This window comes from Adhaeribacter radiodurans, from assembly GCF_014075995.1.
Lineage (GTDB): Bacteria > Bacteroidota > Bacteroidia > Cytophagales > Hymenobacteraceae > Adhaeribacter > Adhaeribacter radiodurans.
In genome coordinates, this window is the sequence record NZ_CP055153.1 from 1,475,462 (window position 1) to 1,495,295 (window position 19,834).

General features: G+C 41.9%; 14 protein-coding genes. 2 read left to right on the top strand and 12 right to left on the bottom strand.

Going from position 1 to position 19,834, the window contains the following annotated elements; translation table 11 throughout:
- Nucleotides 1-207: 207 nt before the first annotated feature.
- The 7 genes from HUW48_RS06265 to HUW48_RS06295 form a co-directional block, all read right to left on the bottom strand.
- The gene (locus tag HUW48_RS06265; protein ID WP_182414869.1) at nt 208-1,566 is read right to left on the bottom strand and encodes an SMP-30/gluconolactonase/LRE family protein; all 1,359 of its coding nucleotides are present in this window, start codon (nt 1,564-1,566) and stop codon (nt 208-210) included.
- A gap of 118 nt (nt 1,567-1,684) precedes the next feature.
- On the bottom strand, nt 1,685-2,221 hold the full coding sequence (locus HUW48_RS06270; protein ID WP_182414870.1) for a hypothetical protein: 537 nt from the start codon (nt 2,219-2,221) through the stop codon (nt 1,685-1,687).
- Nucleotides 2,222-2,293: 72 nt separating this feature from the next.
- Nucleotides 2,294-2,725 carry a hypothetical protein gene (locus HUW48_RS06275; protein ID WP_182414871.1) on the bottom strand — a complete coding sequence of 144 codons (432 nt, stop codon included), beginning with the start codon at nt 2,723-2,725 and terminating at the stop codon, nt 2,294-2,296.
- 1,032 nt (nt 2,726-3,757) lie between these two features.
- On the bottom strand, nt 3,758-4,870 hold the full coding sequence (locus HUW48_RS06280; RefSeq protein ID WP_182414872.1) for a Gfo/Idh/MocA family protein: 1,113 nt from the start codon (nt 4,868-4,870) through the stop codon (nt 3,758-3,760).
- Between the two features lie 723 nt (nt 4,871-5,593).
- A complete protein-coding gene (locus HUW48_RS06285; RefSeq protein WP_182414873.1) occupies nt 5,594-6,505 on the bottom strand; it encodes a sugar phosphate isomerase/epimerase family protein in 912 nt (303 codons plus the stop codon).
- A gap of 79 nt (nt 6,506-6,584) precedes the next feature.
- A complete protein-coding gene (locus HUW48_RS06290; protein WP_182414874.1) occupies nt 6,585-10,082 on the bottom strand; it encodes a PVC-type heme-binding CxxCH protein in 3,498 nt (1,165 codons plus the stop codon).
- An 855-nt stretch (nt 10,083-10,937) separates the two neighbouring features.
- Complete coding sequence (locus tag HUW48_RS06295; protein ID WP_182414875.1) at nt 10,938-11,750, bottom strand: phytanoyl-CoA dioxygenase family protein; 813 nt, start codon at nt 11,748-11,750, stop codon at nt 10,938-10,940.
- A gap of 151 nt (nt 11,751-11,901) precedes the next feature.
- Between HUW48_RS06295 and HUW48_RS06300 the strand changes: the two genes are divergently transcribed.
- On the top strand, nt 11,902-12,756 hold the full coding sequence (locus tag HUW48_RS06300) for an AraC family transcriptional regulator (protein WP_182414876.1): 855 nt from the start codon (nt 11,902-11,904) through the stop codon (nt 12,754-12,756).
- A gap of 211 nt (nt 12,757-12,967) precedes the next feature.
- On the opposite strand, the gene HUW48_RS06305 is transcribed toward HUW48_RS06300, so the two are convergent.
- Nucleotides 12,968-13,885 (bottom strand): hypothetical protein, encoded by a 918-nt coding sequence (locus tag HUW48_RS06305; protein ID WP_182414877.1) that lies wholly within the window; start codon nt 13,883-13,885, stop codon nt 12,968-12,970.
- Nucleotides 13,886-14,269: 384 nt separating this feature from the next.
- On the opposite strand from HUW48_RS06305, the gene HUW48_RS06310 reads away from it, so the two are divergent.
- A complete protein-coding gene (locus tag HUW48_RS06310; protein ID WP_182414878.1) occupies nt 14,270-14,695 on the top strand; it encodes a hypothetical protein in 426 nt (141 codons plus the stop codon).
- An 86-nt stretch (nt 14,696-14,781) separates the two neighbouring features.
- On the opposite strand, the gene HUW48_RS06315 is transcribed toward HUW48_RS06310, so the two are convergent.
- The 4 genes from HUW48_RS06315 to HUW48_RS06330 all read right to left on the bottom strand — a co-directional run bounded on the left by HUW48_RS06315 (nt 14,782) and on the right by HUW48_RS06330 (nt 19,747).
- Nucleotides 14,782-15,261 carry a hypothetical protein gene (locus HUW48_RS06315; protein WP_182414879.1) on the bottom strand — a complete coding sequence of 160 codons (480 nt, stop codon included), beginning with the start codon at nt 15,259-15,261 and terminating at the stop codon, nt 14,782-14,784.
- 210 nt (nt 15,262-15,471) lie between these two features.
- Nucleotides 15,472-16,251 (bottom strand): DUF4476 domain-containing protein, encoded by a 780-nt coding sequence (locus tag HUW48_RS06320; protein ID WP_182414880.1) that lies wholly within the window; start codon nt 16,249-16,251, stop codon nt 15,472-15,474.
- 234 nt (nt 16,252-16,485) lie between these two features.
- Nucleotides 16,486-17,649, bottom strand: coding sequence for an AIR synthase related protein (locus HUW48_RS06325; RefSeq protein WP_182414881.1), 1,164 nt, complete (start codon nt 17,647-17,649; stop codon nt 16,486-16,488).
- 184 nt (nt 17,650-17,833) lie between these two features.
- Entirely contained in the window at nt 17,834-19,747 is a 1,914-nt protein-coding gene (locus HUW48_RS06330) for an OmpA family protein (RefSeq protein WP_182414882.1), read from the bottom strand.
- Between the last annotated feature and the right edge of the window lie 87 nt (nt 19,748-19,834).

The following is a 19,834-nucleotide window of genomic DNA, read 5'->3' on the forward strand; positions in this document are numbered from 1 at the left end:
TAGTCTGATTCTGAAAGAAAGAATGGAATGAGGTGTACGGAATTCGACGGAAATGCTGAGTAACGTTTAAGGTGTTTCTGAAGCAGTGGTATTTCATGTACCTTCAGCCACAACTATGATTTGTTGATGAATAAAGATATGTTGTTGAGTATTTATAGGCAAGACGCTGTTGTAGAAACACCATGTTGTGCGTTAGTGTTGGCTGTTTTATTTGTTTCCTGAAGACGCAAATCCTTCTTTGTTTGTCTCTACCATAAAGATGCTTTTACCACCCGCAATAAATAGTGTTTTACTAAACTTACTTCTTCCAAAACAAAGGTTAGTTGCTTGTGGACATTTAATCTCCGAAAGTTTGGTTCCATTAGGATCATAAACAACAACACGGCTTCCAACAGCTATGTAAAGATTGCCGTCAGCATCGACTGTCATGCCGTCCGGTGCAATGCTGTTCCCAAATTCAATAAGTTTCGAAGGGGCCTGCAGCGAACCATCTTCCTTTAGTTCAAAGGCTAGTATTGAACCTTCACCGTTTGGCTTTACAACTGCCTTTTCTTCTGGCAAAAACCACCTGTTGCCGTTCCCCGGGTAATCACAATTTACTACATAAAGGGTTTTCTGGTCGGGAGAAACAGCAATGCCATTGGGCTTATTCACATTAGCAGCAACCAAATGAACACTACTGTCGTTGTCAATGCGATACACGCCCATTAGATTCTGCTCTACCGGATCATTTACAACGTAGCTGGGATCAGTAAAGTAAATTCTTCCCTCTGCATCAATAGAAAGATCATTGGGAGAATTGAACGGCTTGTTTCGATACTGACCGGCAATGATGCGGGTAATGCCCGTTTTCATGTTTGTCTTTGTCACGCGTCTGCCACCACCACCTGCCTGTTCGCAAACTATAAGGTCCCCGTTGGCATCGAATGCAAGCCCATTTGCCATTCCACTTGGAGAACGAAAGGCTTTATAAGCTCTGGTTTGCGGGTTCAACGTCCAGATGATGCCTGTTCTTGTTTGCTCACTAAAGTCGGAGAAGTAAAGAAGACCATCCGGGGACATCACAGGTCCTTCCAGAAAATCCTCGCCGTTTGAAAAGATCTCCTGAACCTTTGCCTCTGCTGGAAAAATGTTAACGCCACCGGTTTTTTGGCTGCCTAAGCTTTTTTGCACACTTCTTTTTTGTGGGGCCGCATAGGAAATAGTAGCAAACGAGTAGTCTCCTGTAATGTTGTTAAAGGTCACTTTATAGGTGCCAGCAAGGGAAATGGGAACGTTTGCTCCGCCTGGAATAGCGATACCCAAAGGAAAAGGGCTATTGCCCCAGTTCACATCCCAACTGTTGTTTGCTATGAATTTTACTTCCCCCTCCGACAATGGCAACGTTACCTGCCATTGATGCGGATTGTTCCCTGCGGCTGGTTTCATCGGAATGGAAGCATCCCATCCTTTTGAAGTAGAAGAACCAATTATTCCAATTGTGGTATATGTCGTCTGTGCTTTCGCAAAAAAGACAGACCACAAGGCAAAAAAAAGTAAAGTTGACTTCAGTGAAGCAATTCTCATCTAAGCAGAGGTTTCAATAAAGTTAGCGTTAAAAGAATAACAAGGCGTATGCCGCCCAACGGATTTGCTATGGCACGTTTTGAGGGGCTATAATTTTTGTTAGCTGTTGTATTTATAACTACAGTGATGCTGCTACTTTTTTCATCCACTCTTTCCCGAATATCCGTAGTTCAAGGATTTGCCTCAACTTCGCACTTCCATCTAAGTACCAATACTCACTGTATAAATCAATCCATAACCCGTTCTGGTAGTTAAGGTCATAAACGTAAATACTGTTTTTGTCTAAATCGATTAATTCTTGAAATTTCAACAGAACAAGATCTGCTTTAACTTTCATTACAGCAATGTCAGCCCATTGGGGAAGAGTTAGAAAATTCCTGCCTTCTAATTCATTTGCTAATACTTGCAGCTTATCAAGCAGGTCTTGGGCTCTCTCCTGAGGAAAGCTGATGTTTAAATAATTGAAATCAAAGTCAGAACAGTTAACAGAAATATTATAATTGTCAATTTCTTCAAGCGTTAGAACTTCATTCTCAAGAATTTCTCTGTCAGCTATTATAGATAAATAATTTATTAAGCTAGGAAGCCTATGCTTACGGTCTTCCTGTCGCCTTAAAAGTTTTATCCTTTCTTTTCTTTCTTCTTTATCGTCCATTTCAATATATAGCAGCTAACGTTCTTGGCTATGCGGCTGCGTAGCTGCCGTATAGGTTTTGTTGTGGTGTCGTTATTTTTCTTTTTTAGCTATTTCCGTTTCAGAATCCTCAAAGTAAAGAATGAATATTAAGTGATTTTCAAGATTTATACCTTCTTCCGATTTCGCTCTCAAGAACTTAAAACTCTCGATTCCTTCTTCTATTAATTTCTGATTATTAGGTGTTTCTTTAAACTGCTCCAGACATTCCGTTTTGGTTCTATTACAATAGCTTGTACAATCTTCATTTGCTTTTCTTTCATTGGTGTCATACTTTCGCCAGTACAGTTCACACGTTCCATCAGGAAACTTAAATTGAACCTGTCCACCTATTATTGCAAGTCCAGCTTTAACAGCGTAGTCTACAACTTCTTTAAAATCTTCTCTTTTCCAGCCATATTCTTGACCGCTTAGAGTTGACTTAAGCAGAATTTCGGAAGGTAGATATTTTTGTTCTTCTGTCATTTTAATGTACCACAACGTAATAGGCTAAACGGCGGCGGAGGCCGTCGGCCGAGATGACGTTTAGCTGTTGTTGGCAGTAGTTTTTCTATTTTAAAATTATTTCTATTATCAATGAGAGAAGCCAAGGAAACAGCAAAAGAATAAATGAATAACTGTGTTCAGCAAAGCTTCCATTCACCATGTCCCAGCGTTGAATGAATTTGAAAGGTCTTCCAAAATGAGATACCGATACTTGAACAAGTAACAAATCTATAATTATGAAAGCCAATGGAAGTGTAGCAAATCCAATCGTATTGTCAGGGTGAGAATAAATAAACCTCGCAATTACGAATCCTAAGGACAATATTAGATTTATAACTAAAAATTGAGAGTCTTTATAAAGTCGTAAGTAATTGCGCTTTAATGGCCTCCTTCTGAATGGGTCTATCAGAAAAACCCAATAAGTCATAATCAATAAAGCGGATATCGGTTCTAATCTCATATTATAAATTACTGCCAACTAGCAGATAAACGGAGTTGTTCCGGTTATCTGCACTATGTACGGAGGAATAGTAGGTCTGTTTAATGGGTTTTACTGACTTTACCTACGTATAATTGTATATTATATATTACAAGTAATATATATAAATTTTGCCAATTAGCTAAGTTAGCCTAAAATTTTCTTTCCAAAATACTTCTGGCTAGCCTTTTAGGGTTGTAAAAACTTTTAATAATCTTTGTACTCAAAAAATAAGCGTAGTATAAAAGTAAACAAAGAATAGGATCTTACTTTATTGCTCTTTACCGGCAAGACAGATAATGGTTATTACGCCTTTATCCGTGTACTATCCGTTTATAATCGAGTAGTACACGGATATACTTTCTATATAAACCGGAAAGAAATATATTACTACATGCCTAATAAACATCTTCTTTCCTCGACAACATGAGAAATTTTCCGGTTATTACTTTTAAGTTAAACCGCATAAAAAATCCCGCTACCTGGTAGATGTATTACCGGGTAGCGGGATTAAGATAATATTTACTAAATGCTTAAGCCAGCGTAAAATCCGGTAAAGGAATAATCTCGCCACCTTTCATGGCCGATTCGTGTGCCAGAATACCGACGCAGGTAATATTAGCGGATTGTTGCGCATTGGGATACGGCTCGCGATTTTCTACTAATGCGGTTAAAAATTCGTGTACCAGGTGCGGGTGCGAACCACCGTGGCCGGAACCCTGAATAAAAGATAAGTGCTGATTGTCACCGGAATCGTAAACGCCTTGCTGGGTGAACGATTGAATTTCTTGCGGCAGCAAATGCGCGTAATCAGGGGTTTTTACTTTTTCGGGGGTTTCACCGGTATGGATTACGTTGTCTTCGTGTTCCACTAAAGTCCATTCAAAAGACTTCTTCGAGCCATACACATCAAAGCTCTCGCGGTATTGGCGGGCTGTGTTAAATAGGGAACGCGTTACTTCGGCAGATAAATCGGAATCTTTCAATTTAATGTGGCAGGATTCTATGGCAAACGGAGAACCATATTTCGAAATTAAGTTTTCATCGATGCGACCCGAACCAAAGCACGACACGTATTCGGCTTGCGCTTTGGGTAAAGCCAGCACCGGACCTACGCAATGGGTGGCGTAATGCATGGGTGGCAAACCTTCCCAGTAACCCGGCCAACCTGCCATTTCTTGCTGGTGCGAAGCCCGGATAAATTGCAGTTTACCCAACTCGCCTTTCTCGTACATTTCTTTCACGAACAAGAATTCGCGGCTGTAAATCACCGTTTCCATCATCATGTAAGTTTTGCCGGTCTCTTTTACGGCTTCTACAATCTGACGGCATTCTTCTACGGTAGTAGCCATAGGCACCGTACAGGCAACGTGCTTGCCAGCCCGCAAAGCGGCCAGCGACTGCTCGGCGTGGCTTTGGATGGGCGTATTTATGTGAATCGCATCTACTTCCGAGTCTTTTAACAACTCGGCGTAATCGGTGTAGCGTTTTTCAATACCAAAGGCATCGCCAATCTCATTTAGTTTGTCCTCGTTGCGTTGGCAAATGGCGTACATAATGGCGTTCGGGTGCTTCTGGTAAATCGGAATAAATTCGGCACCGAAGCCCAATCCGACGATGGCTACTTTGATTTTTTGTTGCGTCATAGTTTTTATGATTTTTGAAATTAGTACGTTTTCAGTTTTTTAATTTGTTCTTTGGAGCCTTTGCAAGTCTCCATGTGCTGGTGCTATCTAGCTTGACAAGTAACCAGTTTGCCTCCTGGCCGGCGGGCCTCGTTTGGCTCTTCCGGGCTGGTCTAAGCTTGTTTTGTTCGTTCCTCACAATGCCTCGTGCCTCGGCACTGGAACCTTAGAAGGCCCTCCAAAGCCAAACTGGTGTCGTTTATGCTTAGCTTCAGCTTTTACTCATTCATTTAGGATAGAAGAATGTTTAGATTCAATCAGTGTAAATAGATAATACTTTAACTTTACAATTCGATTAAGCCTTTTTATTTATTAATGCCATTTAGTGTCATTCAGGAGGAACCTATTTAGCTACGTTGCTAAATAAGTTCCTCCTGAATGACGGAATTTTAAAAATTAAATTTTTAAAATTCCCTAGTCTGCTATGCAACAAGTAGCCTAAGCCAGGTGCAAAGAATGACGCTAAACTGTTCGAGCGGTCAGCGAGTTTTTAGCGTCTTGACTTTTTTGGTTCTTTTTGTGTCAAGACAAAAAGAACAGAACTTGGCAATGAAATAACTTCACTTAGCGAACTAAGCATCAGCCGCCGCTATGTGAACGAGAATTTTTAAATTTATCTACTTGATCTGATTCGCAAGGCACGGAAGTAACTTCCGCGCCATAGTGTGCTATGCAAACAACATATTACCTCCCTACTAAAGCACTCGCAATACCATCTTCATTCTTTACTTTTTCTTCCCCTCTGGCCCATTTTTTTAAAAATTGAATGCCTTCCGAAGCAAAACCATCCTGGCTTTCGGCCAAAGGGCGCCAGATACACACGGCTCCGGCAAGTTCTTTCACGTTAGGCGTAAAACTTTCGATGGCGACGGTGCCCTGGTAATTGATGGCAGTGAGGCCGCGGTAGAAAGCATCCCAGCGGGTTTGGCCGGTGCCGGGCGTACCGCGGTAATTCTCGGATACTTGCACGTGTCGTAGTTTATCCCCAACTAATAAGATCGCTTTCTCGATATCGGGTTCTTCAATGTTCATGTGAAAACCATCTAGGGAAACCTGGGCGGCCGGATGGTTGATGTCGCGGATTAATTGCATGACATCTTCGGCGTTATTAATTAAGTCCGTTTCGAAACGGTTGATAGGTTCCAATGCAATGGCCTGGCCGTATTGGTTGGCTATTTCGCAAACTTTCCGCAGGTTGGTTACAGCGCGATCCCATTCTATTTTCTTTTGCTCCGGCGATACCAAGCGGGCTTTACCTACGGCCGAATACATGGGGCCCGACACGAACGAACAGCCAATGGCTTCAGAAATCTGAAAACACTGGGTAATGTATTCGATGCTGTTGCGTTGGTAAAGCTCGTCTTCGTGGGTTAAATCGCGGGTAGTACCAAAGGCGCCGCAGATTAGTCCTTCCAAGCCATTTGCCTCCAGTGCTTCTTTTAACTTAGGAGCATCTATCAGGCTTGTATCTTCCACGGGAATCTCTACTACGTCGTAGCCCATCGACTTAATTTTTGGAAACAAGTCCAGCGTAGTAGAATCGAAAGGGGATGTCCAGAGCCAGGTGCTTACTCCAAATTTTACGTTTAATGCCATAAAATTTTAAAAATTTGTGGGAAATAAACCCGGCAGAATTTAGCAACCTGCCGGATTTTTAAATTTTAGCTGGTTTGCCTTAGTTAGTTACTTTCATTACCCCGTTCATGATGCGCCAGTGGCCCGGGAAGGTACACACATAAGGGTAGTCACCGGTTTTTTGCGGTACTTTAAACCGGATTACCGTACGGCCTTCGGGATTTACTAAGTCAGTGGCGGCAATTACTTCATTCATTTTGGGTACGTAGTTTTTCTCAGCTCCTTTGGGATCGGCAGCTAGTTTATCGGCAGCAGCACCAACTTTATCGGCCATACCCGTCATTACAAGTACCCAGTTGTGCTGCATAAAATCCGGATTTTCCAGTACCAGTTCTACTACCTGACCGGCTTTAACCGTAAAGGTTTTTTTATCGAATTGCATCTGATCTTTCACCACCTTCATGTTAATGGTAACATCAGCTTTTTCAGTAGTAGGAACGGCGGTAACCACAATAGAACCTACTTCCAGGAAAGTGTTGGATAAGTTACCATCGAAGTTAAAATCGTCTTTATACGGGCCGAATTTTTTGTCGTCTTTTCCACCTACACCAATAGCCAAATCAGAAGTAAGCGGTTGCTTAAACAAACCCGGCGCTTTGCCTTCGGCTACGGTTTTACCATCGAGTTGTAGGACTAGCTTGCCATTTTGCGCCACTTGGGCTATTACTTCGAAGCGGTTTTCCTGCGGTACGGGGGCCGAAATAGAGTAAGGTTTGCCGTTTTGTTTCACCAACAGGTTTACCTTATCATCATCGATGTACAATCCGTAACCTTGGTTGGTATCGCCGTGCGTCATGATAACGCCGCTAGGTTTGCCGGTTCTGGGCTTAATAACCGCTGATTTAATGGTGATTTCTTTGCCTGCTACATTCGGTGCTTCGGCAGCCGGCATCCGGGACCATCTTTCCAGTAACCGCACATCTTTATCTAAGCTTTGAGTAATGCGAGGTACTAAACCAGCCGAAGCTGATTCTGCTGCTTTCGTATCTTTTTGCATGGCTTCTTTAAAGCCCGCTTGATGCTTGGCCGTGGCTACAAATAAAGCTTGCGCTAAAGCCGGGTCTTTGTCGTTGTCCGGGGATAAACTAGCGGTATAAACTGCTTGCCCAATATCGGAAGCAGTCGGCATTTCGGCCATGGCCAGGATAGCGGTTAAACGGGTAGGCTGCGCCGGATCATTAATCAGATTAGATTTTAATAACGCTTGCTTTACTTCCGGCGTACGGGGTAATACCTGAATGGCGGTTTTACGAACGCCAGCTGCCGGGTGCGATAAAGCTCTAATAGCTACCTGCAAAGCCTCGGGGTTAGAGCCCGATAAAGCACCTAAACCGTGCATGGTCCAAAGGGCGTGAACTGCCGGAGCATTTACGCCAATTTCGTCTACGCTTTGGTTAGCGGCTATTTTATATAACTCTGGTAATACAGATTGATGTTTGCCTTCTACGATTAACCGCTGGGCCGTAGTACGCCAAAACATGTTGTCGTTGTTTAAAGCAGCTACTAAAGTCTCGGGTTTGTTTTTATCTAATTTAATTGGCTCGTAGGGTTTGGCGTTTTTGTAAACTACCCGGTAAATCCGACCTTTGTCATGGTCGCGCAATGGGTTGATGTAGGCGTTTCCTTTACCATTTTCGGCTTGGTAACCACCGCGCTCCGGGGTTGGGGTAGGGTTGTGCTGAATAATAAAATCGTACCAGTCGGCAACCCACACGGCGCCATCCGGACCAACTTCGGCGTGAACCGGGCCCATCCATTCGTCAGAAGAAGCTAGGAAATTCCACCCGTCTTTTTCTACGTAACCAGCGCCGCTCGGCTCCATGATGGCGTTATGTACTACGCGGCCGGTTGGTTCGCACACAAAAGCAATGCGGTTCCAGTATTCTTTCGGGAAGTTACGGGCCGTATACAGGTTATGACCAGCGGCGGCGGTAAAACCACCGTGTACGTCAACCTGGCGCAAATTAGGCGTCATGGTGTGCATGTCGTAGTGGCCATCGATTTTTTTAATTCCTTGGGCGCCGCTGCCACCTACTAATACTCTTTTTAAATTTTTATCGGGCATGTAATAATAAGCGCTATGCGTATTATTAGCTGTGGATAAAAACACGTCAAAGTTTTCGTTGAAGCCTAAACCCCAGGTGTTGTTGCTGGTTTTCGCTAAAAATTCTAAATTTTTACCATCGGGGTTAAAGCGGTACAAGCCCTGGCTGAAAGCAAGATTTTGATTCTCGCCGGTGCCTTTAAAAGCCGAGTAACCTACCGTGCCCCAGATTTTGTTATCCAGGCCATATTTTAAGTTAGATGGTCCGGCGTGGGTATCCGATTTTCCCCAGCCATCAATAATTACTTCGCGCACATCGGCTTTATCGTCGCCGTTGGTATCTTTTAAAAACATAAATACCGGGGCTTGGGAAATAACAATACCGCCGTTGGCAAACACAATGCTGGTAGGGATGTTGAGCTTATCCGCAAAAATGGTAAACTTATCAGCTTTGCCATCGCCATTGGTGTCTTCGCAAATTTTAATGCGGTCGTCGCCCACGCCATCTTCTTCGCGCACTTCGTTGGGGTAATCTACGGTTTCAATTACCCACAAACGGCCGCGTTCGTCCCAGGCCATAGAGATCGGGTTGATAATATCTGGTTCGGCGGCAAATAATTGGATATCAAAATCAACGGGTACTTGTATTAATTTCTGCGATTCGGCGGGGCTTAATGGATTTTGAAATTTTGGAGCCGGATCGCGTTTTTCGTAGTTCGGAACGGCGGCATCTACGTAGGTTAAGGTCGGCAAAGCTAATTTCTCAACTTGCTTGCTCACTTTGTCACCTACGGCCCATAAAACACCATTGCCAATTAATTTCTGAAAGCCCGGATTGTTCCAGGTGCGCTCGTCGTGGCCGTAAGCGGTATAAAATACGCGGCCTTTGCCTTGCTCCCGTACCCAGGTCCAGGGCTCCGGACGCCCGCCTTCGTCGCGGGTCATGAGTACCTTGTTATCGGGGTTCAATTTGTCGTGTACGTAGGTCTCGTCCCAGGTAGAGAACTCGGTAATGCCTTGCATGGTTGGGTGTTTGGCATCCGTAATTTTAGCGGTAAAGTCGCCGGTTTTATGAGTCTTGAACTGCCCACCTACCATTTTTATGTAGTTCTCGGAGTTCTGGAAACAAAACGACGCGCAGTGAATAGGAATAAATCCTTTACCACTCTCCACAAACTCCGTTAAAGCTTGGTCCTGCTCCGGCTCAATTTTTTCGTGGTTGGCGTAAATAATTAAACCGTCGTATTTTTTTAAATTTTCCGGATTTAAATCGGTAGGGGTGGTGGTGTACGTGATATTAATGCCGCGGCTGAACAAGGCCGTGGCTAAAGTAGGCGCATATTTATCGGAGTTGTGGTGCTCACTTTTATGGCCCAAAAACAAAACTTCGACCCGCCGGGGAGCCTGACTGGTACCTTGGCTGGAGTTGGGGTTTTTCATACAACCGCCTACAACCAGAGTAATAAAGAAAAAGATAAAAATACTTCGCTGCATAGGGTATAATTTATTTCTTATTTGCAAGAACTTGTAATGCTATAGTATAAGCCTGTAAAAATTCAGACGCATTTACAAGTTTACTTCAATTCTAGAATTAAAACTGCCTGTTTTTTAACTGAAACTGACTGTATTTTGACTTGTTTGATTAGTTTTTAGTAAAATATGGTACATAAACAGGAAAGTATTTGTGGCTATGTTTAATTTTTTGCAAAGCCTAGATATTTTAAGTATTTCTTTGAAGCCTATTTAAGCCTTCACGTGATGGTACGAACTAATCATAAAATTAACTATTTACCAAGTGACCGAGTCGTCTTTTAACTGATGGGTATGGTAAACCTCTCCGCCTTAAAGGGTGCCCTTTTTAATAACTGAGGAGGAGAGAACGTTATTACTTTTTTACTTGGCTAAGTTTACAGAATCCTGCTGCGCAATATGGGAAACCTGGCAGGCGCTTGTTAACTAAACTAATGTTATTTAATTTTTTGATTGTTTGCCATTGGTGTTGAGACACGAGGCAAAGTTAAGAACGAACAAAATAAGCATCGGCCCTTCTAAAAAATCAAAACGAGTACCACCAGCAACGAGGTAAACTGGTTATTGTTCCACCGCTTCTTAAAGACTTAACTACTTTAAATAAGTAAATAAAAAACCGGTGAGCTGGATAATATTCCAAAGTTCACCGGTTTTTATGGTTCAAAGAATCAATTATTTTTAACTAAGTAACTGTACAAAATTAGTTTAATATACTGGATGTCGAGATAAACAAAATATTGCATTCATATTCTATTACTTACACCCACAAAAGTCTAATATCTTGATAATTGTGCCTCTTTACTTATTTAGTAAATTTTTCTATAGCACCAAAGGATTTAGCGGACTAGCTGCTAATTCACCTGGCTTTATGCCGGGTAACCAACGTTCCAAATCAGCTACGCGGTTTTTATTATCGGGTTCTAAGGCGCGTGCACCATCGGCAAAGTAAATAATGGTCATTACCTCGCGCATGGTACCAGAATTATTTCCGGGAGCACCGTGTAAAGTCCAGCCAGAATGGAAAGTAGCGTCGCCGGCCTGCATGAACGAAGTGGTACTAACCGGAAAATTATTCTTTTTAATATATTCCTCCAGAAAATTTTGGGAAGCATCTGATATGCCTAATTTATCAATGTAGCCTTCGGTATGGGAGCCGGAGGCAAATTTCATAATTCCCATTTCTTCGGTTATTTCCACCAGTGGCATCCAAAGGGTAATGGTTTTGTTAGTATCTAAAGGCCAATAATATTGGTCTTGGTGCCAGGGCGTGAAACCGCCACCGGGTTCTTTAAAAAGAGCCTGATCGTGGTAAATACGTACGTTCTCGCAACCCATCAGGTCTGCGGCAATTTGGGCGAATCGTTTGGCCAGCACAAACTTACGTACCGCTTGGTCTTGTTCCCATAAATTCATAATCTGCAAAAAAGCCTTCCCGTAAGTATCGCGTTCTGATAAAGCGCGGGTTTCGGTATTGTATTTAGTAACTGCCTCATTAATGGCGGTGCGGTAATTTTTCACCTCCTCGGTACTGGCCACCTGACGCAGTAAAATGTGGCCATCCCGGTGATACGAATCTATATCAGCGGAGCTAAGCGGGTAATTTGTAGGAGAAGCAAGCGTTTCGTTTATCATATTGGTCCGTTCAGAAGAGTTTATTAAAAAGTTAATTTACTTAACAAATGAATGATAATAGTAAAATGAATGCTACACCTGTATTTATAACTTATGATACTCTATTAAAATAAGATCTAGAATTATTGAAAAATAATTTAAATTAGTACCAATGCGTGCTTTATTAGAGAAAATACCCACAACCGAGCAAGGTTCTTTTACGGTTCGAGAATTTAAGTTGCCTTTTTTTGATGCGCCCTTGCATTTTCATTCGGAATTTGAGCTTACCTTAATTTTAGCCGGCCAAGGTAAACGAATTGTAGGAGATTCAATTGTGGATTTTAAACCGGGCGATTTGGCTTTATTAGGTCCTAATTTGCCCCATTATTGGCACAGCGATAAACAATATGATAATGGTAAGTTAAGCTCGCAATCTATTGTAATTCAATTTGATTCCCACTTTTTAGGCGAGAAGTTCTTTTCCATACCCGAAATGACAAATATCCGGCGCTTACTCGATAAAGCCCGGCAAGGTCTTTCTTTTGAGGAGAAAGTTCGCCTGGAAACAGCCCGTCGCATGCAGCATTTATTGCAACTAAATGGGGCCAAACAATTATTTGAACTTTTAGCACTTTTAGATTTTCTGGCAAGTTCGCCGGGCCAACAGCAAATAGCCAGTGCGGGCTTTAGTTTGTACGCCGATACTTTTGATTGTGAACGGATTAACAGCGTTTGCCAATATGTATTTAATTCCTTCACCGAAGAAGTAACAATAACTCACGCGGCTTCGCTAGCTCATTTAAGTGTACCCGCTTTTTGTTATTATTTTAAAAAACGAACTCGCCGCAGCTTTTCGCAATTTGTGAATGAAATCCGGATTGGGAATGCCTGTAAGTTGCTCATGGAAACCGACCGTACTATTTCGGAAATTTGTTATGCCAGTGGCTTTCGTAATTTATCCAATTTCAACCGGCGGTTTAAAGAACTTCAACATATTTCGCCTTTAGAATACCGCCGGCAATTTTAATGTTTTAAGTGCAGGAAACATTATTTAAAATAAAATGATGATAGTGGTTAAAGGTTAAAATGAAACCAGGTATTCGTAAGCCGGTTAATTAAACTGCTGGTTCTTCTATGGTCAGGCAAATATAAAATCCGCATTCCAACTTAAATTAAAGTTTCTTTCCGGAATCGTGAAAATAAAAAAGCCGGATAAAAATCCGGCTTTTTTATTTTTATTATCTGCGGTTATCTTCGTTGAAATTACGGTCGCGCCAACGGTCGTCGTTCCTGCGTTGGGCATCATCTTCATCGGCCCAACGTGGTCCGGATTCGTAGCCCCGGTTAAAGTTACGAGATTCGCCGCGCCAGTTATTTTGATAATTTCGATTATTCTGGTCACGATCATCATCAGGATGCGTAAAAGTACGCCAGTCTTCGCGAACCTGATCAGCTATCCGGCCAAAAAAGCCCCGATTCTCCCGCTGGTCATCGTTGTGGCGTTGACGATTATGGTTCCGGTCGTTATCGGCATCGTAATCGTTATCATGGCCCGGTGATCCCCATTGACGGTTTCCGCTGCCATACCGATAATCTTCGGCGGCAAATTGTTTGCGGTCGTCGAACATGCGCGGCTCTTCTCCGGCGTAAAAGCGATTATCACTTTCGTTGTATCGGTTTACATCGTAGCGTTCATTATTATTGTACCGATTGGCCTGGTACCGATCGTTTGAATATTGGTTACCTGAACTGAAATTATTCTGATTTCTATTATTCTGGTTGAATTGATTATCCCGAACACGTTCTTCGTGTCGGTAATTATTCTGACCTTTATCTACCGGCCATTGCTGCTGGTTACGAGAATTGTTTTGCCCGAATACCTGATTCTGGTCATAATTATGGTTAGAATCTCTACGATGGTCGTGGCTGTCTCCGAAGTTAATGTCGGCATTCCGGTAAGCACTATTGGGGTCGGCGCCGTAGTGTTGGCCGCCTCTGTTATTTACATTGTTGTTATTCCGGTAATTGTTACTGCTCCCGTATTGATCGTTCCTATTACGGTTGCGATTTTCTTCAGCAATGCGTTTACCTATACGTTGGTTTTCTTCGAGATGATCATCCCGATCATTCCGGTTTCTATTTTGATATTCTTGCATATAGCTTCTATTTAAATGAGAGTAAAACTGCCTCTTACAAAGGCTAAGTTTCATTTATTACGAAGACTATTTTTTAGGGTTAAGCTTTCTGTTGTAATAAGATAAGTGGAGGAGTTAATTTATTACCTGAGTTTTGCCTTATTACTATTATACAAATAGAAACGATGCAGCAAAAAAGTAAATCTTATTCTAATTATATTTAGATAAGGTTATATAGCTTAATTAAATATAGTAAGCGGCTTTTAAACAATTACTAATACCTATATTTAAATAGCAAGTTTATTTTGTGAAATTAAAAGAAATTAAAAAAATTATAAATCAGTTTTTTTGATTTTTATAAGTTACCTGTAAATTACCAATATAATCCGTATTAAATTAAAGTACATGACCATTCAAGAGAGCAAGCAATTCTTTGAAGACAAAGGATACTTAGTAGGCGACGTAGTACAAATGTACCGCACGGAAGACGATATGTTATTATTTGCCCGTATGCGCTTTCTGCATTTAATTTTTGAAAGCGGCGTAAAAAATAATTACAACGATCAATACTTAGAAAATCTTTGTTTGCACTTGGATAATATGTGCCAGCTTGTATTTAATAATAATTTGTTACAAGCAACTGATCAGCAAACTTATTCAGTAATTAACCAATTGGTGTTTTTTGCTTTACAGAAAGATTTGCAGGAAATTTTACTTAATCTCCGTTTTCAGGAGTTAGTTTTTGCAGAATTAGAAGAATTTGAAATTTGCGCAAATATTTCGTTTGTCCAAAGTTGCGTACTAGACGAAATTGCGCGTAAATCGGAATAAAAGCTTTATTTAGTAATTTTAACTACAAAGGCTGCGTATTTAAAAAGCAGCCTTTGTAGTTAAAATTATTTTTTAAATATAGAAGCTTACCTGTTTCTGGGTTGTTGACCGCCTTCCCCTTCTTCTTTTAAACCTGCCTGGTTTTCGAGGCTACCGGTATTTAGTTCTTCTTTACGGTTTTTACCTGGCGTATTCTGTCCTGGACTTTGTGTATCTTCGCCTTGGTGGTTACCTTTTTGGCCACTGTGGCCAGGACCCATACCGCCCCGGTGCGTGCCGTGGCCGGTGTCTTTATCGCTAATGGTATGAGGTTGTTTACCATGAGGAGTTGGTTCCTTGCCTAAACCACTCTTTTCACCGGGGCCGCCGCCTTGTCTTCCTAGTATGTCGCCGCCGCCGTTGAAATCATCATGTGCCTGACCTTTATCAATTTCGCCGCCCACATCGTTTACATCGTCCAGGTTACGGTTGTTTTCATCTACGTTGGTTACCTCATCAATATTATCTATCTGAGGCGCATTAGGTGTATTCTGTCCCTGACTATTTCCACTATCTTTTGTTGCCATCGTTTTATTGGTTTACAGTTAAAACTCTCGCCATGCATTTACATGTGCTTAAAGTTTACGCGCTAACGGCACTACAAGTTGAGTTAGGATAAAAGTAAAAAAGGATTACGAGTCGGTAAATGCCCAAAATCCTTATTCCTTTTTTTAAATACCAGGCAGGCAGAAGTTTAATTTCTTACCTGTTGAATAATTTATCTATTAATTAACTTTTTAACGCCGGTTAATATATTCTTCTAACTCGCGAATACTAGCATCGTAGGTTAATACTTCGTTTACAACATAAAAATTGCGACGATCGCAGGTGGCATTGTAGGCAAACTTAGCAAATTCTAAACGGGTATTTTCGTATTGAAATTGCGCCAGAATTTCTTTTAAATCTTCGGCTAATACACTGTTCTGGCTCAAAGCCTGCCGGGCAATAGATTCTTTACTGGTTTCGCTGTTGCGAGTGGCCATACTTTGCAGTAAAAGGTCTACTTGCTGTTTTCCCAGTATATCACGGCATTGTTCTGGCCTGTTCGTATTATCAGATTCGTTGTAACGGTCGTCTTGTCCATACCGGTCAACATTAGACTCATAATCGTTATTACCATAAGGTTCGGTTTCCTGATAATGTGATGAGGATGGTCGCTGGTTAGGATGATAGGGGCGTAAGGGTTTTTCAGCTACTTTTCGCACTAAAGCCTGCCGGCCATAGCCAACTATTTGCAGTATAAATTCACTTTGCCGGGCTGGTTCTATATATACTTGCGTTCGGTGAACTAAAACTCCCCGCCGACCGGGTATCCGGAACTCAGCAGTATGATAACCCGCCGGAATATCGTACAGGCGCACTACATTGGTTCCACCCCGATTGACAAACCGGCCATCAAAAATAAACTGAAAGGCTTCGCCTTTTTTACTAAAAAAGGTGGCGGTAGCGCTTGGTAAAGCAAGCGCATACTGAGTCCAGAAGAAGAGCCCGAATAACAAGATACCCAAACGTTTCATTTTCTTAAAGCTTATCTAAAAGGTGAATGTTTAATTCATTTAATTAAATCAGATTTTTAATATTTAAATACTTGAACTTAAAATCATTGCATTTAAAAAAAAACAGTAATAGTCTTATGTAGAAGCTTGCTGAAAAGAACAATTTTGTACGAGTAAAAAGCCAATTATTATGCCAATAAAAAAGCTGTTACAGTTTCCTGCAACAGCTTTTATTAACTGTTTTTTCGATCTTATTTAATAGGTAAATTCACCTTGTTTGTTTCGAATGGTCAGGTTATTATTATCGCTTGGTTCTACGTGGCCGATTATTTGAGCTTGGATGTTAAACGATTTGGCAATCGCAATTAAATCTGCAGCATGTTCTTCATTTAAGTAAATTTCCAGACGATGGCCCATGTTGAACACCTTATACATTTCGGCCCAACTGGTCTGGCTTTCTTCCTGAATAATTTGAAATAAAGGTGGTATCTCAAATAGATTGTCTTTTACAATGTGCACCTTATCGGTAAAGTGCAGCACTTTGGTCTGGCCGCCACCGCTGCAATGAACCATGCCGTGAATATTTGCCCGGTGCTGGTTTAATATTTTTTTTACTACCGGGGCATACGTACGGGTAGAGGAGAGTACTAATTTGCCTACATCTAAACCCGTGTCGGCTACTGGGTCGGTTAGTTTATATTTACCGGAGTAAATTAAATCTTTGGGTACACTTGGGTCAAAGCTTTCGGGGTATTTGGCTGCTAAATATTTATGAAAAACATCGTGCCGGGCCGAAGTTAAACCATTGCTGCCCATACCGCCATTGTATTCTGTTTCATAAGTTGCTTGTCCGAAGGAAGCAAACCCAACAATCACATCGCCGGGTTGAATGGTATTATTGGAAATAACTTCGTCGCGGCGTAGGCGGGCAGTAACAGTACTATCTACAATTATCGTCCGGACCAAATCTCCTACATCGGCGGTTTCGCCGCCCGTGCTGTAAATGCCAATGCCGTTATCGCGGAGCATTTGCAGAATTTCTTCGGTACCATTAATAATAGCGGCAATTACTTCGCCGGGTACCAGGTTTTTGTTCCGGCCAATGGTAGACGATAACAGAATAGTATCTGTTGCTCCTACACACAGTAAATCATCGGTATTCATGATGATGGCATCCTGCGCAATGCCTTTCCAAACCGATAAATCACCAGTTTCGCGCCAATAAAGATACGCTAACGACGATTTAGTACCGGCCCCATCGGCGTGCATAATATTGCAGTAATCCGGATCATTACCCAAAATATCGGGAATAATTTTACAGAATGCTTTCGGAAAAAGCCCTTTATCTATGTTTTTAATAGCTGCGTGTACGTCTTCTTTCGAGGCCGAAACGCCCCGCCGGAGATACCTGTTTTCCATGATATAGCTGTTTGTTATTCGTTGTTTGTTGTTAGAATTATCATTCAAGAAAAATCGCCAACTTTAACAATGCTGCAAAAATAAGAAAGCCGCTCTAATAAGCGGCTTTCTATTTTGTATCCTTTAAGATTTAATTATTAATTTAAATTAATCAGTAACGAACAACCAGCAACCAATAACTATATTATTGAGCAATTTTGGTTACTTTAAACTCGGTGCGCCGGTTACGCTGGTGTTCTTCTTCGGTTTTAGCATTTTTTACAACCAGGCGGGTTTCGCCGTATCCTTTTGCCGTAATTCGATTAGGTGCAATGCCTTTAGAAATAATATAATCTACCGCTGATTGGGCGCGTCGTTGCGAAAGGTCTAAATTGTAAGCGTCTTTTCCGCGTACATCGGTATGGGAGCTCAGCTCTATGGTAATTTTAGGATTGTCGTTCAAGGTTTGAACTATCTTATCTAGTTCTATGGCAGCGTCCGGACGAATATCAGCTTTATCTAAATCGTAGTAAATATTTTCTACTACAATTGCTTTATCCTTCACGATTTTACTTAAAACTAAATCAGCCGTTAAGCGAATGTCGGTTTCGGGTTTGGTTAAGCTTGCCTGCGGAGGGGTTTTGCCAATGGTAGTTACGGCCTGGCGGGCCGCAAAGTATCCCGGATTTTCAGCTAACACGGAATAAGCAGTAGCAGTATCGAGTTTAAAGCTTAGTTTACCATCTACGGATGTAAAAGCCTGGTCTACGGCAATACCTTTGGCGTCTTGCAGTTCTACCCGGATTCTACTCATTGGTTTATAATTGGCCGTATTAGGTAGTAACTCCCGCACGGTTACATCCACGTAGAAATTGACCATTTTGGGCTTAGCTTTCTTAAAATAGTAAATATCATCGCTGCCTTTACCACCTGCCCGGTTAGAAGAAAAATAGCCCGATTCGTTATTGAGCATATAAGGCGCAAAATCATCGGCATTGGAATTAACAGGAACTCCCAAGTTTACCGGTCTACCATTTTCTACCCGAAAAATATCCAAACTGCCTAAACCCGGATGCCCGTCTGAAGAAATATATAATGTGCCATCTTCGGCAACAAACGGGAAGTTTTCGTTGCCCGGCGTATTAATTTCAGGTCCCAGGTTTTCCGGAGTAGAGAAACGGCCCTGACCATCCAGGGTAGAGCGGTAAATATCATTACCTCCCTGGCCGCCTTTCCGGTCAGAAGAGAAGTATAAAGTTTTTCCATCCGGCGAAAGTACCGGCGACGAATCCCAGGCATCTTTGCTGTTAACGCTAAGCAAACGTGGCTCCGACCAACTGCCTTTAAACCGGGAAACGTATAAATCCACGTTTAAAGTGCCTTTTCGTTTGCCAGTGTTGCTGCGGGCAAATATCATGGTGGTGCCATCTTTACTAAAAGTTACGGCCGCTTCATGGGCTTCCGGAGTATTAATGGGTTCATTTATTTTGCGTACGGCTCCGCCTGTCATTTGCGTTGAGTCAGCGAAACGAACAGCAAATAAATCGTTGAAACCTTCGCCGTTACCAGTATATTTTTTACCATCTCGGGTAGAAGCAAAATATAGTTCGCCGTTCAGCATAGTAGGAGCAAACTCCGCTGCTGCGGTATTTAACTGATCGAGCGGTGTAATCTCGTTGTACGTTTTGGTATTGATAATGCCTGGAATAGCGCTCATGTTGGCCGCTTCTAGTTTAGCGCGTGGCACTAAGGTTTTACTGCCTCCGGATTGGGCGTAACGGGTAAACTGAGCGCCGGCTTCGTTGTATTTAGCATTGGCTTTCAGAGCTAAACCATAATAAAATATGGCATCTTCTTTTTTGAAACCAGAGTTTACAGCTGCCTGGTAAAAAGGCTCGGCTTGCGAAATACGATTAGATAAACGGTACGATTCGGCAAGTTTATAATTAACCGGACCCGGTTCTTTGGTGTTTTTTAAAGCCTGTTGGTATAAACGAATGGCATCATCGTACTCTCCCTGAGCAAATTTTTTATCGGCTTTTCCTACGCTGCTTAAAGTTTTGCAGGAAGTAAAACCCACCAGAGTGGCAAGTAGAAGAGTCAGGTAAAATCTATTCATATAGCGGTAGTGTGGCAAGAAGGTCGTGAATTTTAAGTAATACGTTGTACGTTTTATGTTTTGTTTGGCAATCATAAAATTAAAAGT

Coding starts and splice junctions, on each gene's coding strand:
- HUW48_RS06265 (WP_182414869.1), bottom strand. CDS start 1,566: ATGAGAATTGCTTCACTGAAGTCAACTTTACTTTTTTTTGCCTTGTGG.
- HUW48_RS06270 (WP_182414870.1), bottom strand. CDS start 2,221: ATGGACGATAAAGAAGAAAGAAAAGAAAGGATAAAACTTTTAAGGCGA.
- HUW48_RS06275 (WP_182414871.1), bottom strand. CDS start 2,725: ATGACAGAAGAACAAAAATATCTACCTTCCGAAATTCTGCTTAAGTCA.
- HUW48_RS06280 (WP_182414872.1), bottom strand. CDS start 4,870: ATGACGCAACAAAAAATCAAAGTAGCCATCGTCGGATTGGGCTTCGGT.
- HUW48_RS06285 (WP_182414873.1), bottom strand. CDS start 6,505: ATGGCATTAAACGTAAAATTTGGAGTAAGCACCTGGCTCTGGACATCC.
- HUW48_RS06290 (WP_182414874.1), bottom strand. CDS start 10,082: ATGCAGCGAAGTATTTTTATCTTTTTCTTTATTACTCTGGTTGTAGGC.
- HUW48_RS06295 (WP_182414875.1), bottom strand. CDS start 11,750: ATGATAAACGAAACGCTTGCTTCTCCTACAAATTACCCGCTTAGCTCC.
- HUW48_RS06300 (WP_182414876.1), top strand. CDS start 11,902: ATGCGTGCTTTATTAGAGAAAATACCCACAACCGAGCAAGGTTCTTTT.
- HUW48_RS06305 (WP_182414877.1), bottom strand. CDS start 13,885: ATGCAAGAATATCAAAATAGAAACCGGAATGATCGGGATGATCATCTC.
- HUW48_RS06310 (WP_182414878.1), top strand. CDS start 14,270: ATGACCATTCAAGAGAGCAAGCAATTCTTTGAAGACAAAGGATACTTA.
- HUW48_RS06315 (WP_182414879.1), bottom strand. CDS start 15,261: ATGGCAACAAAAGATAGTGGAAATAGTCAGGGACAGAATACACCTAAT.
- HUW48_RS06320 (WP_182414880.1), bottom strand. CDS start 16,251: ATGAAACGTTTGGGTATCTTGTTATTCGGGCTCTTCTTCTGGACTCAG.
- HUW48_RS06325 (WP_182414881.1), bottom strand. CDS start 17,649: ATGGAAAACAGGTATCTCCGGCGGGGCGTTTCGGCCTCGAAAGAAGAC.
- HUW48_RS06330 (WP_182414882.1), bottom strand. CDS start 19,747: ATGAATAGATTTTACCTGACTCTTCTACTTGCCACTCTGGTGGGTTTT.